The organism is Stenotrophomonas sp. BIO128-Bstrain (assembly GCF_030128875.1).
In the GTDB taxonomy this organism is placed as follows: domain Bacteria; phylum Pseudomonadota; class Gammaproteobacteria; order Xanthomonadales; family Xanthomonadaceae; genus Stenotrophomonas; species Stenotrophomonas bentonitica_A.
This window is the reverse complement of sequence record NZ_CP124620.1, coordinates 3,689,342-3,705,082: the sequence shown is the minus strand read 5'-3', so window position 1 is coordinate 3,705,082 and position 15,741 is coordinate 3,689,342. Positions and strand designations below refer to the sequence as shown.

The window sequence follows — 15,741 nt, the reverse complement described above, 5'->3', positions numbered from 1 at the left end:
ACGGGGCTCGGCTGCGGGAGGCAGGCGGAAGCCAGGCGTCTGGCGCTGGTCGGTGGGTCGGGCGTTGGGGCCCCATGCCCTTGGAGGCGAAATAAAGGGGGAGGGGGCGGCCGTAGGCCGACGCCGGAGGACATTCGCCGGAAAGGGCATGGGGCCCCAGCGCCCGATCCACCGACTAGCCCGCATCCCTCACGTCCCCACGTGCACGCCTTCGGCGATCTCACTGCACCCCAGGTGATCGAGCGCGATCTCCAGCGCGTGCATGTAACTCTGCGCGCAGTAGCCGCGCGCCACGCCGATGCGCTGGCCCACATCCGCTGGCAGGCACGCTTCCGGTGCGCGCGCATCGTCGTCGTGCACTTCCACGTAGGCGTTGTGCAGATGCGGCAGCAGGCGCTGCAGGCGCGCGCTGTCCACGCACGCACCCGGATCGAGCAGGGTGACTTCGCCACGGCTGTGATCGGCCACGCGCAGGGCGTCCAGCAACTCCTGCTCCGAGCCGCACGCGCGGATCGCCACCGTGGTGCCCGCATCGATCGCACGGTGCACCAGGGATTTCAGGACCAGCGCCGGCAGCGGCTGCGCGGTACGGATCAGCTGCCCGGCCGCTTCCGGCCCGCGGATGATGAAGATCGACATGGCTCAGCCCTCCACGGTCTGCAGGCGATGGGCGGCGATCGCCAGCGACAGGCGACACGCATCCTGGCGGCCGCTGCTGCACACCACCCGCGCGGCCGGGGCATGTTGCGGATGCAGGTGCTCGTCCAGCGCGTCGTCGTCGTTGCTGGCCATCTCGATGTACGGCGCCGGCAGGTCCTCCAGCGCGGTGCGCAGCGCCTGGCCGTAGCGGGCCCACTGCGGTGCATCGACCGCTGCGGTGGCGATCAGGACCAGCGCCGGGCGGCTGCGCTGGGCACGCTGCAGACAGCGCACCAGGGCCGGCAGGGAGTTACAGTCACGGCAGGCCAGGCGGTGTCCGGCAACCCGCGCAGGCAGCGGCGACGCGTCCGGCACGGCGTTCGACGGTGTGTGCCGGATCAGCAGGATGGTCATGGAGCGTCTCTTCGAAGCGCCCTTCGGCGCGGTGTCGCCACGATGCGGCCGCGCCCCGTAAAACCGCGATGCCGACCGGGCGGCCCCTGCGTAAACAGTGCGTAGCTTTTTCAGCGCGGGGCAGGGAACTTGCCCGCCGTCCATTCGGTCACAGCCACACACTTCCTGGAGCGCCCGTATGGACACCCCCGCCGCCGCTGCCCCCAACGACCACCGCCTGCTGCGCTGGCTCAAGAAAGAAGCGCTGCCGCTGCTGGTCATGCTCGGCCTGCTCGCCGCGGCGCGCGACACCCTGGCCAACCACTACCAGGTGCCCAGCGGCTCGATGCAGCACACGCTGATGCCGGGCGACCGGGTGGTGGTGGACATGCGCGCCTACGGCGTGCGCCTGCCGTTCACCTCGGTGGAGCTGCTGCACACCGGCCAGCCGCAGCGCGGCGACGTGGCGGTGTTCGATTCCCCGCAGGACGGCACCCGCCTGATCAAGCGCATCGCGGCGGTCGGCGGGGATCGGGTCGAGCTGCACGACGGCCACCTGAGCATCAACGGCCATCCGCTGGCCCAGGCCGGGGTGGGTGAGATCGAGGACTTCGGCCAGCATCTGGCGCAGCTGGATCTGGGCCAGGGCGGTGGCCCGGACATCACCGGCCTGACCGTACCCGCCGGGCAGGTGCTGATGCTCGGCGACCACCGCGGCAACAGTGCCGACGGCCGCTTCTTCGGCCTGGTCCAGGCCAGCGCGCTGTACGGCAAGGCCTCGCATGTTTACTACCGGCGCGGCGAAGGCCTGACCTGGCAGACGCTGTAATCCGGGTAGCGAACTGAATCGATATATTCAACGTCTCGATTCAGACCTATCAGGTTATGGATCGACCTGCCGGCGCTGCCTATCCTGAGCGCTGACTCCTCGCTCCGGCCCACGCACGCGGGCCTTACCGGCATGAATGGCGACACCGCAGCGGTCCCCGACCGCAGCCCCCCGGCCACTACCAGCGCAGCGGCGGCCGGCGATCAGATCCAGCAGGGCACCCCGGCCTTCCGGCGCACGGCGGCCGCGCTGTTCCTGGCCGGCTTCTCCACCTTCGGGCTGCTCTACACAGTGCAGCCGCTGCTGCCCGAATTCAGTCGCCACTTCGGCGTCTCCGCAGCCAACAGCGCGCTGACCCTGTCGCTGAGCACCGGTCTGCTGGCGGTCTCCATGCTGATCGCGGGATTGATCTCCGACCGCATCGGGCGCCGCAGCGTGATAGTCGCGGCGCTGCTGGCGTCAAGCGTATTGTCTGTGGCCACCGCGATGGTGGATGACTGGACCACGTTGCTGGTGCTGCGCACGCTGCTCGGCATCGCGCTCAGTGGCGTACCGGCGGTGGGCATGACCTACCTCGCCGAAGAAATGGACAGCCGCGCGCTGGGCCTGGCGATGGGCCTGTACATCGGCGGCAACGCGATCGGCGGCATGAGCGGTCGTCTCATCGCGGGTATCGTGGCCGACCATTGGGGCTGGCGCTGGGGCATCGGCGTGGTGTCGCTGATCGCGCTGCTCAGTACCGTGCTGCTATGGATCCAGCTGCCGCCATCGCGCCACTTCCAGAGCCGCCGTGGCGGCCTGCGCGAACTGCCGGCGCGCTGGCGCAGCCTGTTCGGCGATCCCGGTCTGCCGTGGCTGTTCGCGACCGCCTTCGTGCTGATGGGCGTGTTCGTCACCCTCTACAACTACCTCGGTTTCCACCTGCTGGCACCCCCGTATGGCCTCAGCCAGACCGTGGTCGGTTTGATCTTCAGCGTGTATCTGGTCGGCACCTTCAGCTCGGCGTGGATGGGGCAGCAGGCCAACCGCCATGGCCGCAGCCGCGTGCTGGCGATCTGCTACGGATTGATCGCGCTGGGCATCGTGCTGCTGGCGATGCCGTGGCTGGGCTGCATGGCGGCCGGCATCGCGCTGGTGACGTTCGGCTTCTTCGGCGGCCACTCGGTGGCCAGCAGCTGGGTTGGCAGCCGCGCCGGTGCGATGCGCGCCGAAGCGTCCGCCCTGTATTTGTTCGCCTACTACCTGGGCTCCAGCGTGGGCGGCGTGCTCGGCGGCGTGTTCTACACCCGCTGGGACTGGCTGGGCGTGTGCGGCTTCGTCGGCGTACTGACTGTAGCCGGTGGCGTGATCGCCTGGCGCCTGGGCCAGCGCGTGCAACCGGGTACCGCTACGCTCGCGCTCAGCCGCTGACACCCTGCAGCAGCCGGGTGAAGTGACCGATCAGGGGCGACGCCGCACCGCGTCGGCAGGCGACGTGCACTTCGGAACTGGCCGCGCGATCACTGAGTGCGACGAAGCGCGCGCCGTCCACCTGGATATGGCAGCACGAGGCAGGCAGTACCGTTACCCCCAGCCCCGAGGCCGCCAGGCTGATGAGTGTCGAGGCTTCCCCTGCCTCCTGCACGATGCGTGGGGTGAACCCCGCGCTGCGGCACAGCGCGATGACATGATCGTGGATGCCCGCACCCACCTCGCGCAGGAAACCGACAAACGGCTCATGCGCGAACAGCCGCAGCGCCACCGCCGCATCGGCCGGCAACCCACGCACCAGCGGATGCTGGTCGTGCACCACCAGCGCAAGTGGATCACTGAAGAGCTTGCGTGACATCAGCGGCGCGGGCAGGGCACGTTTGCGGATCAACCCGACATCCAGCTCGCCGGCCATCAGCGCATCGATCTGCTGCAGGGTATTCATCTCGCGCAGTTTCAACTGCACCTGCGGGAATTGCTGACGGTAGGCGAAGATCGCGCGCGGAATCTGCGTGGACAGCGGTGTGGCCCGGGTCAGCCCGATGCGCAGCTCACCGGTTTCCCCGCGCTGCGCGCGCTGGGTCAGATCGATCGCGGTATCCACCCGCGCCAGCACCTCACGCGCCTGCTCCTGCAGCACGCGACCGGCGTCGGTCAGTTCCACCCGGCGGTTCGCACGCAGGAACAACCGCGCGCCGAGCAGCGTTTCCAGCTGGCGGATCTGCTGGCTGAGCGGCGGCTGCGACATGCCCAGCCGCTCGGCCGCGCGGCCGAAGTGCAGCGTCTCGGCGACGGCCAGGAAGTAGCGCAGGTGGCGGAGTTCGATGGACATGGGGCGTGCGTCAGCGCTCGGAATGACCACTTTCATCATAGCTGCGCGGACTGAACAGGTCCGGCTGGATCAGCTCGATGAATGCCCGCGCCTGCGGTGACAGAAACCGCCCGCGGCGCACGATCACGCCATAACTCCGCTCCGGGAACCACGCACTCATCGAGCGCGTCACCAGCTTCTCGCGGTCGGCATCGTGGAGGCAGAGCGCCGGCACGATCGAGATGCCCATGCCCATCGCCACGTATTGCTTGATCACTTCCCAGCCGCCGACCTCGAGCGCGACGGTGTAGGGCAGCCGATGCCGCTGGAACACCTGGTCCACCAGCCGGTACGTGATCTGGCGTTTGGGCGGCAGCACCAGCGGGTACCGCGAGATCGCCTCCAGGCTCAGCTCGCCATGCGCCAGCGGGTGCTCGGGCGGGGCGATCAGCACCTGTTCGAAGCGGTAGGCCGGGGCGTAGCTGAGGTCGGCCGGCACGTCGGTCATCGAGCCCACCGCCAGGTCGGCCGCATCGCTGCGCAGCAGGTCGGTGCCGTCGGCGCTGATCGCGTTGTGCAGGGTCAGGCGGACATCCGGGTGGCGCTGGCGGAAGCGCTCCACGATGCGCGGCAGCAGGTACAGGATGGTCGAGCTGTTGGCCGCGATGTTGAGCTCGCCGGCATCCAGCCCCTTCACCTTGTCGCGGAAGCTGGCCTCGAGCCCGTCCAGGTTCTCCACCAGCGGCAGCGCCATTTCATACAGCAGCTGCCCTTCGCGGCTGGGCACCAGGCGGCGGCCGCTGCGCTCGAACAGGCTGACGCCCAACTCGCGCTCCAGCGCCTGCAGCTGCTGGCTGATGGCCGGCTGACTGACGAACAGCGCCTCAGCTGCCCGTGAGACTGAGCCGAGGCGGACGGTCTGGCAGAACGCCCGCAGCGGTTTGAGCCGGTCGGATTTGTAGGAAAACCGGGGGCTTGGCGTGCGCGGCGTGGTCATGGCGTCATGAGTATAAGCACGCCTTATGTAAGCCATTGCAATAACTGCTTTGTCAAATATCGGCACGGCGGCGCACGGTGGAGCTCAACCGCACCGCAGGAGCCCGCCATGTCCGCCGTCGCTTACGCCACCGCCCAGCCCACCCCCGCCGATGCACCGGCCACCCCCGGCATTGCCCTCACCACCCAGCTGGCGGGCCAGTCCGCGCTGCTGCCGGCGGGGGTACTGGCGCTGCTGGTGTCGCTGCACCGGGCGGTGGAGCCGGAGCGTCAGCGCCGGCTGCAGGCGCGGGTGGCCCGCCAAGCGTTCTTCGATGGCGGCGGCCTGCCGGACTTCCGTGCCGATACCGCCGAGATCCGCGCCAGCGACTGGCACGTCGCCCCGCTGCCGGAGGCACTGCAGGACCGCCGGGTGGAGATCACCGGCCCGACCGACCCGAAGATGGTCATCAACGCGCTGAACTCCGGCGCCAAGGTCTTCATGGCCGACTTCGAGGATTCCACCGCCCCGGCCTGGCGCAATCTGCTGGCCGGCCAGCAGGCGCTGATCGGCGCGGTGCGGGGCGATCTGACCCACACCGGCCCGTCCGTGGATGGGAAGCCGGGCAAGCAGTACAGCCTGCGTCCGTTCAACGAGCAGGCCGTGCTGATCGTCCGCCCGCGGGGCTGGCACCTGGATGAGAAGCACGTGCGCATCGATGGCCAGCCGATCGCCGGTGGCCTGTTCGATGCGGCGGTGTTCGCCTTCCACAACGCCCGCACCCTGATGTGCAGGCAGCGGGGGCCGTACTTCTACCTGCCCAAGCTGCAGAGCATGGAAGAGGCGGCGCTGTGGGAGACCGCGCTGTCGCACATCGAGGGCATGCTCGGGCTGCCGCATGGGCAGATCAAGGTCACCGTGCTGATCGAAACGCTGCCGGCGGTGTTCGAGATGGATGAGATCCTGCACGCGCTGCGCGACCGCATCGTCGGACTGAACTGTGGCCGCTGGGACTACATTTTTTCCTACATCAAGACCTTCCGCCGGCACGCCGACAAGGTGCTGCCCGAGCGCGGCCAGGTGACGATGACCCAGCCGTTCCTGAAGGCCTATTCGGAGCTGCTGATCCGCACCTGTCACCGCCGCGGCGCGCATGCGATGGGTGGCATGGCCGCGCAGATTCCGATCAACCACGACGCGGCCGCCAACGAGCAGGCGATGGCGCGGGTGCGGGCGGACAAGCTGCGCGAGGTCACTGCCGGCCATGACGGGACCTGGGTCGCCCATCCCGTGCTGATCCCGGTCGCGCAGGCGATCTTCGACGAACACATGCCCGGACCGAACCAGCATCGCGTGCTGCGCAACGACGTGCAGGTGGGCCGCGATGACCTGATCGCCGCGCCCACCGGCACCATCACCCGCGCCGGTTTCGAGGGCAACGTGGAAGTCTGCGTGCGCTACCTGGCCGCCTGGCTGGACGGCAACGGCTGCGTGCCGATCCACCACCTGATGGAAGACGCGGCCACCGCCGAGATCAGCCGCAGCCAGCTGTGGCAGTGGCTGCATACCCCCGGCCAGCACCTGGACGACGGCACCGCCATCGACCTGGCCCTGCTCGACGCCACCCTGGCCCAGCTGCCGGCGCGGCTGGGCGATAGCGCCGCGCTGCCCGGCAGCGCCCGCATCCCCGAGTCCATCGCGCTGCTGGCCGACCTCAGCCGCCGCGAGGAGCTCACCGACTTCCTGACCCTGCCGGCCTACGACCGCCTCGACTGACCACCCGCCATCCACCTGCTGTTACCGCATCCGTTCCATTTGGAGATTCGACATGAGCACCCTGCAGACCGCCGAACAGATCCAGCACGCTTGGAACACCGACCCGCGCTGGGCCGGAATCACCCGCAACTACACCGCCGCCGATGTGGTGCGCCTGCGTGGCACCGTGCACGTGGAGCACTCGCTGGCGCGGCTGGGCGCGGAGAAGCTGTGGACGTACCTGCAGGAAAAGGACTTCGTCAACGCGCTGGGCGCGCTGACCGGCAACCAGGCCATGCAGCAGGTCAAAGCCGGCCTGAATGCGATCTACCTGTCCGGCTGGCAGGTCGCCGCCGATGCCAACCTGGCCGGCCAGATGTACCCGGACCAGTCGCTGTACCCGGCCGATTCGGTGCCGGCGGTGGTCAAGCGCATCAACAACACCCTGCTGCGCGCCGATCAGCTGCACCATGCCGAAGGCAAGGATGACATCGACTTCCTGCAGCCAATCGTGGCCGATGCCGAAGCCGGGTTCGGCGGCGTGCTCAATGCCTTCGAGCTGATGAAGGCGATGATCGAGGCCGGCGCGGCCGGCGTGCACTTCGAGGACCAGCTGGCCTCGGTGAAGAAGTGCGGGCACATGGGCGGCAAGGTGCTGGTGCCCACCCGCGAGGCCATCGAGAAGCTCAACGCCGCGCGCCTGGCTGCCGATGTGATGGGCGTCCCGACCCTGCTGGTCGCGCGTACCGATGCCGAGGCGGCCGACCTGCTGACCAGCGATGTGGATGGCAACGACCAGCCGTTCACCACCGGCGAGCGCACCGTGGAAGGCTTCTACAAGACCCGCAACGGCCTGGACCAGGCCATCAGCCGCGGCCTGGCGTATGCCCCCTACGCCGACCTGATCTGGTGCGAGACCGGCAAGCCGGACCTGGAGTTTGCGCGCAAGTTCGCCGAAGCGATCCACGCCAAGTTCCCGGGCAAGCTGCTGGCCTATAACTGCTCGCCCAGCTTCAACTGGAAGAAGAACCTGGACGACGCCACCATCGCGACCTTCCAGAAGGAGATCGCCAAATATGGCTACAAGTTCCAGTTCATCACCCTGGCCGGCTTCCACGCCCTGAACTACTCGATGTTCAACCTGGCCCACGGCTACGCCCGCCGCCAGATGAGCGCCTTCGTGGAGCTGCAGGAAGCCGAGTTCGCCGCCGCCGACCGCGGCTTCACGGCGGTCAAGCACCAGCGCGAGGTCGGCACCGGCTACTTCGACGCGGTGACCCAGGCGATCCAGCAGGGCCAGTCCTCGACCACCGCCCTGAGCGGGTCCACCGAGGAGGAGCAGTTCAACGCCGAACGCGCGGCCTGACCCGGCAAGGACGGCCAGGGTAGGCCCACAGGGCGGCCGGTTGGAGGACCTGCCGCCCTGTGTCGTCTCCGGACCCGGCTCTTCACATCGTCAGACGCGGTAGAACGCGCGTGTTTTCACGATCTTGGGGGGTAAAAGTCGGAAATGGGATAGGGCGCACAGTTTTGAGGAGTGCTATCCTCCATCGCTCACCAGGGGGACGCTGAAAAGCGGGTGTTCGGAAATGACCGGCAAGGGTGCGGCGGCGATCATGTGCGAACAGGAATCAGACATCGACCGCAAGGCGATGGCTGAGATCGTGCACGCCATCCTGAGCAACGGCGAGTCCGCATTGTTCTCCGAATTCGGCCGGCAACGCAAGCTGCCCTCAGGCACCCATCTGTTCCATCGCGGCCACGCCGGCAACACGATGTACGTGATCGTCAGCGGCTGCATCGAACTGGACTTCGGCGAAGACCTCGTCGTGAAGTCACTCGGTCCCAATGAATTCTTCGGCGAGCTGGGCCTGCTGATCGGCGACCACCAGCGCACGGCCGGCGCGCGTGCGGTCCAGGACAGCATCGTGCTGGAACTGGACCACGACGATTTCCAGCGTCTGGTCGACCGCGACCCTGGCCTGCTGGCCTACTTCCTGCGCCGCACGATCATGCGAGTGGTGAGCAACGAGCAGGTGCTGATCCGCCAGCTGCGCCGCCGCAACCACGATCTCGAAACCGCGCTGGACAACCTCTACGTCACCACCCACCAGCTCACCCACACCCGCGAGCTGGTGCGCACCGACGAGCTGACCGGCCTGCACAACCGGCGCGGCCTGGCGCTCTACCTGCAGGACTGCCGTGCGCAGGAAGGCAGCGCGCCGCAGGGCCTGCTGCTGATCGACTGCGACCAGTTCAAGCAGGTCAACGATGTGCACGGCCACCAGGCCGGCGACCGCGTGCTGCAGAGCGTGGCCAACATCCTGCGCTCGGTGGCCACCGAGCCGGACGTGGCCTGCCGGCTGGGCGGCGACGAATTCTGCCTGCTGCTGCGCAGCGCCGACCAGGACAGCCTGCAGCACGCCGCCGAGTTCATTCTCAGCGCGGTGCATGGCCTGATCGGCCGCGCCCACGGCGTGCCGCACGTGTGCCCGGTCAGCATCGGGGTCTGCCTGATCGACCCGCAGACCGATTGGAGCGAGTGGTACGCTCGCGCCGACAATGCGCTGTACCAGGCCAAACGGCTGGGCGGCAACCGATTGCACTGGTCGCGATCAGCGACCGCCACCCCCTGATCGGGAGATCGGCATGAACGGCGACAACGGAACGTCGACCCAGGCCCCGCAGATGCGGGCGCTGCTGTTCACCGATCTGTGCGACTCGTTGATCCTGGTGGAGCGCATCGGTGATGCGGCGGCGGCGGAACTGTTCCAGCAGCACGACCGGTTGGTGTTGACGCTGCAGCAGCAGTGGAATGGTCATCAGATCGACCGCTCCGACGGGCTGTTCCTGCTGTTTGATCGTGCGATCGATGCGTTGGGGTTTGCGCTGGATTACCAACGCGGCCTGCAGGAGATCGGCAAGCAACGCAACATCGTGCTGCGTGCGCGCGCAGGCCTGCATGTGGGCGAAGTGCTGACGTGGGAGAACAGTCCCGAAGCGATCAAGGTGGGCGCCAAGTCGCTGGAGGTGGAGGGCCTGGCCAAGCCGATGGCCGCACGGCTCATGACCCTGGCGCGGCCAGGACAGATACTGCTCTCGGCGGTGGCCGAATCATTGACCCATCGCGCCACCGGTGAACTGGGCGAGCGCGGTGAACAGCTGCTGTGGAGGTCGCACGGCCGCTGGCGGTTCAAGGGAGTGCCGGCCAGACAAGAGGTGTTCGAGGTAGGTGAAATCGGGTTCGCACCGCTGCGGATGCCGCGCGGTAATGCGAAGGCGCGGCGCGACCTTCCGTTGTGGCGGCAGCCGGCGGCTTTGGCTGCCGAGGTACTGTTGGTGGTCGTGGCCGGTGTGGGTGCGTGGATGCTGCTGCGTCCGGAGCCGGCCATCGCCTTCGCCGAACGGGATTGGGTGGTCATCGGCGACGTGCGCAACCTGACGGGCAATGTGGTTCTGGATGATTCGTTGCAGCAGGCATTCCGAATCAGCCTGGAACAGTCCCGGCACGTCAACGTGCTGAGTGACATGAAGGCGCGCGGCATCATGGAGTTGATGCGCCGGCAGCCAGGCGCACCACTGGATGCGACCTCTGCATCCGAAGTCGCGCTGCGCGCGGGCGCCCAGCTGGTCCTGCTGCCGACCGTCAGCGAGATGGGCGGGCGCGCGCGGATCAGCGTAGAGGTGCTTGAACCGCATTCACAGCAAACCCTGGCGGTTGCCTCTGCCGACGGTGAAGGTGTGCAGTCGCTTCTTGGTTCGATCGACCAGGTCACGACACGGCTGCGCGATCAGTTGGGAGAAGGCAAAGCCAGGCTCAAGGTCGACTCGATGCCGTTGCCGCTGGTCACCACCTCGAGCCTGGATGCATTGCGTGCGTACGCGCTTGGCCAGCGCCGTTACGGCGAGGGAGACTACCGGGGGGCCCTGGCCATGTATGAGCGGTCTGTCCAGCTGGATCCGAATTTTGCCCTTGCGTGGATGGGCCAGGTGCGTGCGCGCGTTGCCGATGTCGACAAGCCTGGCGCCCTGGCAGTGGTGCGTCGCCTGAAGTCGCTGTCGTACAGACTGCCGGCTCGCGAAGAGCTGTATCTGGACGCATGGTTCACCACGTTGACCGATCAGTCCAAGGCCGCCGATGCCTGGATGCAGCTGGCGAGCCTTTATCCGGATTATTTCTCGGCGCAGCACAATGCCGCTATCTGGCTATATACCGACAATCGCTACGCAGAGGCGTTCACCTATGCCAGCCGCGCAGCGGACAGCCGTTTTGAGCTCTCCAATATCGCCTACGACCAACTGGGGCGCATCGCCTTGGCCAAGGGCGACCAGGCTGGCGCGCGACGCGCGCTGGAAACGGCTGTTGCTGGTGGCCGTACCGCCAGCCATCGCTATCTCGCTGCTGTTGCGGCGAGCGAGCGCAACTATGCTGAAGCAGATAAGCACCTGGCCCAATCCACCCACAACCGGCACGCGGGTGTGGAGCGGATTTCCATTGCGGCGGATCGCGGCCAGTGGCAACGTGCCGAAGCAGAGGCGGCTGCGGGCGTCAGTGCAATGGCGGGCGAAACAGGTTTTGATCGCCAGTTGTATCTGCTGCCACAGGCGACGGTGCAATGGGCGGCTGGCAACCGCGAAGCTGCGCTGAAGAATGTGCGCGCAGCAGCGGACAGTGCATTGAAGCGATTGGCTGACAAGGGCAATCCGGACGCCAGCGAAGATGCCATGATGGCCATGGGCACGGCATTGTTGGCTGCCCGCATGGGCGACATGGACACCAGCAGCCGCGTGCTGGGCGTGATCCACAGCGGCCGTGATGCCGGTGGTGCGACTGCACTGGACGAAATGCGGGCAGTGGTCGCCGCCGAACGCCTCCGCCTGACCGGCGACGCGCCTGCGGCCATGCAGAAGCTACGGCCTTTCCTGCGCGATACGTCCAGATTCCAGACACGCGTCGCGGCGATGAATACGCTGCGTGCATTGGGGAGGAACAGCGAGGCCCTGGCACAGGCGGATTTTCTCCGCAGCAATCGTGGCATGGCGTATGCCGAACTCGATTGCGGGTATTGCATGCAGGCGATGAACATTACCGACAGCAATGCCGCCAGCCGTATTGCGGCAGAGTTGCGCGGTGGCAAGCGTGTTGCTGGGCTTGCCGCCGCGGACCTGCTTACGGACCCTTGAGCGTGTGGCTGCCTGCCGGGTTGGCGTCCAGTGCCGGAACGGTCTGATTCTGCAGCGACGTGAACATGTCCTGCAGCTCCTGTTTGGCCGCCAGAATGTCGCTCTTGGCGGCAAGCTCATTGACTTCGCAGCAGACACCGAGCGCCGCAGCGTCTGCGGTGGACATGCCGATCTCCACCAGCGCGGCGGCGGGATCGGAGGCGAACAGTGCACGGAACGTATCATCGGTTCCCAGGCGGCAAATCAAGGCCAGGGCGATGGCGGGTTCCAGGGGCGGCAACGACATGGCTACTTCCTTCAATCGAATCGGTTTGGGAGCCGCGAGAGCACGGATCAGAGAGCAACATCGACCGCGATCGACCAGGCTTTAGCACTCGTTGAGTCGGTACAGATTGGACGTCCCGTGCCGATATGGCAGGACGACGGCGCGGTGCCGGTGAAGTCGGAGAGTCCCACAGTGCGGATACGTCGCTGCGAAGTCGTGTTGTTCGAGCCACGCGAAACAGTGGAGTTCCAGTTGCAGAATCTGCTCAGCGGCGGCAATGGAATGGTTCGCAGCCTGGGGTGGACGGCTTTGGCCCCCCACCTGGATGGACCGGTGCCGGTCAGCCCCCGTCAGCGCGATCTGCTGGGCGTGCTCGGTCCGAGCCAATGGGTTTGGGCCGACAGCATCGGGATGCACGGTGATGAGCAGGCTGCCTTGGTCGATGCCGGGCTGGTGCTGCTCGAGCAATCGGAAACCGACAGTACCGCGGCAGTGCATTTGGCCAATGACCAGCGCCTGCGCGACAGTCACTGGCATCCTTTGGCGGCCATCCTGCACGCATTCACCCGCTGGGATGCCGTGGATGCGGTAAAGAACACCGTGGATGGCGGCACCGATACGGCCAAGGGAATGCGCGAGGTACTTGGTCCGCCGCCAGCGAACACCGCGACACGCGGTGAAGTCGAGGCGATCGTGTTGCCGCACACCGAGCCGACGGAGTTCGATGCGCTGCTGCTGCGGCGCGCAACCTGCAGGAACTTCGACGATTCCCGCGTCCTGCCGTTACCCATGTTCACCCAGATGCTGGCAAGAGTATTTGGCGCCCAGTCACAGGTAAGAGTGGGACCGGACCTGGTTTTCCACAAGAAGAACAGTCCCTCCGGCGGGGGCCTCCACCCCATCGAGGCCTATCTGGTCGTGCAGAACGTGGACGGCGTGCGCCCCGGCCTCTACCGGTACCGTGCCGATAGCCACGACCTGGTGCCCCTGCCGGACCCGGAACGGCCACTGCGCGACTTCATCATGGAGAGCGTCGGCCAGCAGCACTGGTTTGCCAATGCACATTGCTTGGTCGCCCTGGTCCCACGCTTCGATCGAACGTTCTGGAAGTACCGCCGCCACGCCAAGGGATACCGGGTCGTGACCCTGGAGGCGGGGCATCTGTCGCAGACGCTGTACCTATCTGCAACCGACCTGGGCCTGGGGGCGTTCATCACCGGTGCGATCAATGAAAAGCATCTCGAGCGCGGCTTTGGCCTGGATCCTATCCGGCAGGGAGCGCTGGCGGTCTGCGGGTTCGGCTGGCGCGGCCAGCACATGCAGACAGCCGAGCTTGATCCACTGGAGCAGGTCTGGCAGCGGGTTGGCTGAGCGGACGAGCGGGGCTCAGGCCCCGTCCGCCTCGAAATCCACCAGCACCGCCCCATCGCCCACCTGGTCTCCGGCTTTCACCCGGTAGCCCTGCACGGTGCCATCGGCCGGCGCCTGCAGCGTGTGCTCCATCTTCATCGCTTCCAGCACCAGCAGCGGCGCGCCGCGTTTGACCGCCATGCCCGGTGCCACCAGCGTGGCCACGATACGACCCGGCATCGGCGCGACCAGGCTGCCGGCATCGGCAACGGACTGGTCCGCTTCGCTGACCGGATCATGCAGAGTGAAGCGCTGCACGCCTTCGCTGCCGAACAGGTACAGCTCGTTGCCGTCGCGGATGACGGTGGCGCGGTGCAGCTGCTCGCCGATCTGTACGCGCAGTGCATCACCGGCCAGGCGGCCGCTGCCCTGCAGCGCGTTGCCGTCCATGTGGACGGTCCAATGTTCGCCCGTGCCCGTGCCCGTGCCCGCGCCCTGCACGGTCACGCTGCGCTGGGCACCTCGGTGCTCCAGCGTCAGCGCGCGTGCGGCGGCCGCGCCCAGGCGCCAGCCATCCTGGGCCTGCCACGGCGAGTGCGGGTCACGCGCATCACGGCTGGCAGCCTCGCTGGTGGCCACGCCGGCGATCGCGGCGAGCGCCCAGAGTGCCGGATCGCTGTCGTTGTCGTTGGGGGTGAGGGCGGCCTGCTCGCGCTCGATCAGCGCGGTGTCCAGCTTGGCCTGGGTAAACGAATCGGTCATCACCAGCCGGCGCAGGAAGGCGGCATTGGTAGTCACGCCAACCACTTCGCACTCGGCCAGCGCCTGCTGCATGCGGCGCAGCGCGGCGTCGCGGTCGACATCCCAGACGATCAGCTTGGCGATCATCGGGTCGTAGAACGGGGTGATCGCATCGCCCTGTTCGACACCGGCGTCCACGCGCACGTGCGCGGTGTTGGCCGGCAGGCGCAGGTGGCGCAGGGTGCCGGTGGACGGCAGGAAACCGCGGTCGGCGTCTTCGGCGTACAGGCGGGCTTCCAGTGCGTGCCCGCGGATCTGCAACTGATCCTGCTGCAGCGGCAGCGGCTCACCGCTGGCCACGCGCAGCTGCCACTCGACCAGGTCGGTGCCGGTGATGCACTCGGTGACCGGGTGCTCCACCTGCAGGCGGGTGTTCATTTCCATGAAGTAGAAATCGCCATCGGGGCCGGCGATGAACTCCACCGTGCCCGCGCCGACGTAGTTGACCGCGCGCGCGGCATCGACGGCGGCCTTGCCCATCGCGGCGCGGCGCTCGGGCGTCATGCCGGGGGCAGGCGCTTCTTCCAGCACCTTCTGATGGCGGCGCTGCACCGAGCAGTCGCGCTCGAACAGGTACACCACGTTGCCGTGGCTGTCGCCGAACACCTGGATCTCGATGTGGCGCGGGCGCTCGACATACTTCTCCACCAGCACGTGTGCGTTGCCGAACGCCGACTGCGCCTCACGCTGGCAGCTGGCCAGCGCCTCGGTGAAGGTCGCGCTGTCGTCCACGCGGCGCATGCCCTTGCCACCGCCGCCGGCGCTGGCCTTGATCAGCACCGGATAGCCGATGCTGTCGGCCTGCTTGCGCAGGAACTCGGGGATCTGCTCGTCGCCGTGGTAGCCCGGGGTCAGCGGCACGCCGGCCTGCTGCATCAGCGCCTTGGCCGCGCTCTTGTCGCCCATCGCGCGGATCGCCGCCGCAGAGGGGCCGATGAAGACGATGCCCGCCTCGGCGCAGGCCTGCGCGAAACCGGCGTTCTCCGAGAGGAAGCCGTAGCCGGGATGGATCGCCTGCGCGCCGGTGCGGCGGGCGGCGGCCAGGATGGCGTCGCCGCGCAGGTAGCTCTCACGCGCCGGTGCCGGGCCGATCGCGATGGCCTCGTCGGCCAGGCGCACGTGGCGCGCGTTGCGGTCGGCGTCGGAGTACACCGCCACGGTGGCGATGCCCAGGCGCTGGCAGGTAGCGATGACGCGGCAGGCGATTTCGCCACGGTTGGCGATCAGGATCTTGGTGAACATGGTGGTCTCGTTGCGCGGGCCAGGGG

General features: G+C 67.5%; 13 protein-coding genes. 7 read left to right on the top strand and 6 right to left on the bottom strand.

Annotated features, from left to right (window positions below; all coding sequences use genetic code 11):
* Positions 1-189 precede the first annotated feature (189 nt).
* On the bottom strand, positions 190-639 hold the full coding sequence (locus POS15_RS16915) for a 3-dehydroquinate dehydratase (protein WP_046272278.1): 450 nt from the start codon (positions 637-639) through the stop codon (positions 190-192).
* A gap of 3 nt (positions 640-642) precedes the next feature.
* Positions 643-1,053 carry a hypothetical protein gene (locus POS15_RS16910; protein WP_284128544.1) on the bottom strand — a complete coding sequence of 137 codons (411 nt, stop codon included), beginning with the start codon at positions 1,051-1,053 and terminating at the stop codon, positions 643-645.
* 178 nt (positions 1,054-1,231) lie between these two features.
* Here POS15_RS16910 and lepB point away from each other — a divergent pair, with 178 nt between their 5' ends.
* Together lepB and POS15_RS16900 are read left to right on the top strand one after the other, a co-directional pair.
* On the top strand, positions 1,232-1,861 hold the full coding sequence (gene lepB, locus POS15_RS16905) for a signal peptidase I (RefSeq protein WP_284128543.1): 630 nt from the start codon (positions 1,232-1,234) through the stop codon (positions 1,859-1,861).
* A 132-nt stretch (positions 1,862-1,993) separates the two neighbouring features.
* Complete coding sequence (locus tag POS15_RS16900) at positions 1,994-3,271, top strand: MFS transporter (RefSeq protein ID WP_284128542.1); 1,278 nt, start codon at positions 1,994-1,996, stop codon at positions 3,269-3,271.
* Here POS15_RS16900 and POS15_RS16895 read toward each other — a convergent pair.
* Together POS15_RS16895 and POS15_RS16890 are read right to left on the bottom strand one after the other, a co-directional pair.
* Positions 3,261-4,163, bottom strand: coding sequence for a LysR substrate-binding domain-containing protein (locus POS15_RS16895; RefSeq protein ID WP_019184860.1), 903 nt, complete (start codon positions 4,161-4,163; stop codon positions 3,261-3,263). The two genes, POS15_RS16900 and POS15_RS16895, sit on opposite strands and share 11 nt — an antisense overlap.
* A 10-nt stretch (positions 4,164-4,173) precedes the next feature.
* Positions 4,174-5,139, bottom strand: a complete 966-nt coding sequence (locus tag POS15_RS16890; protein WP_284128541.1) for a LysR substrate-binding domain-containing protein — start codon at positions 5,137-5,139, stop codon at positions 4,174-4,176.
* Positions 5,140-5,247: 108 nt separating this feature from the next.
* Here POS15_RS16890 and aceB point away from each other — a divergent pair, with 108 nt between their 5' ends.
* The 4 genes from aceB (at position 5,248) to POS15_RS16870 (ending at position 12,057) form a co-directional block, all read left to right on the top strand.
* Positions 5,248-6,894, top strand: a complete 1,647-nt coding sequence (gene aceB, locus POS15_RS16885) for a malate synthase A (RefSeq protein ID WP_284128540.1) — start codon at positions 5,248-5,250, stop codon at positions 6,892-6,894.
* Between the two features lie 52 nt (positions 6,895-6,946).
* Positions 6,947-8,239, top strand: coding sequence for an isocitrate lyase (gene aceA, locus POS15_RS16880; protein ID WP_284128539.1), 1,293 nt, complete (start codon positions 6,947-6,949; stop codon positions 8,237-8,239).
* A gap of 223 nt (positions 8,240-8,462) precedes the next feature.
* Complete coding sequence (locus tag POS15_RS16875; protein WP_019184856.1) at positions 8,463-9,509, top strand: GGDEF domain-containing protein; 1,047 nt, start codon at positions 8,463-8,465, stop codon at positions 9,507-9,509.
* A 13-nt stretch (positions 9,510-9,522) separates the two neighbouring features.
* Positions 9,523-12,057 (top strand): putative peptide modification system cyclase, encoded by a 2,535-nt coding sequence (locus tag POS15_RS16870; protein ID WP_284128538.1) that lies wholly within the window; start codon positions 9,523-9,525, stop codon positions 12,055-12,057.
* On the opposite strand, the gene POS15_RS16865 is transcribed toward POS15_RS16870, so the two are convergent.
* Complete coding sequence (locus POS15_RS16865) at positions 12,044-12,343, bottom strand: NHLP-related RiPP peptide (protein ID WP_019184854.1); 300 nt, start codon at positions 12,341-12,343, stop codon at positions 12,044-12,046. The two genes, POS15_RS16870 and POS15_RS16865, sit on opposite strands and share 14 nt — an antisense overlap.
* 171 nt (positions 12,344-12,514) lie before the next feature.
* Here POS15_RS16865 and POS15_RS16860 point away from each other — a divergent pair, with 171 nt between their 5' ends.
* Complete coding sequence (locus POS15_RS16860; protein ID WP_284129662.1) at positions 12,515-13,693, top strand: putative peptide maturation dehydrogenase; 1,179 nt, start codon at positions 12,515-12,517, stop codon at positions 13,691-13,693.
* A gap of 15 nt (positions 13,694-13,708) precedes the next feature.
* On the opposite strand, the gene POS15_RS16855 is transcribed toward POS15_RS16860, so the two are convergent.
* A complete protein-coding gene (locus POS15_RS16855; RefSeq protein ID WP_026070053.1) occupies positions 13,709-15,715 on the bottom strand; it encodes an acetyl/propionyl/methylcrotonyl-CoA carboxylase subunit alpha in 2,007 nt (668 codons plus the stop codon).
* Between the last annotated feature and the right edge of the window lie 26 nt (positions 15,716-15,741).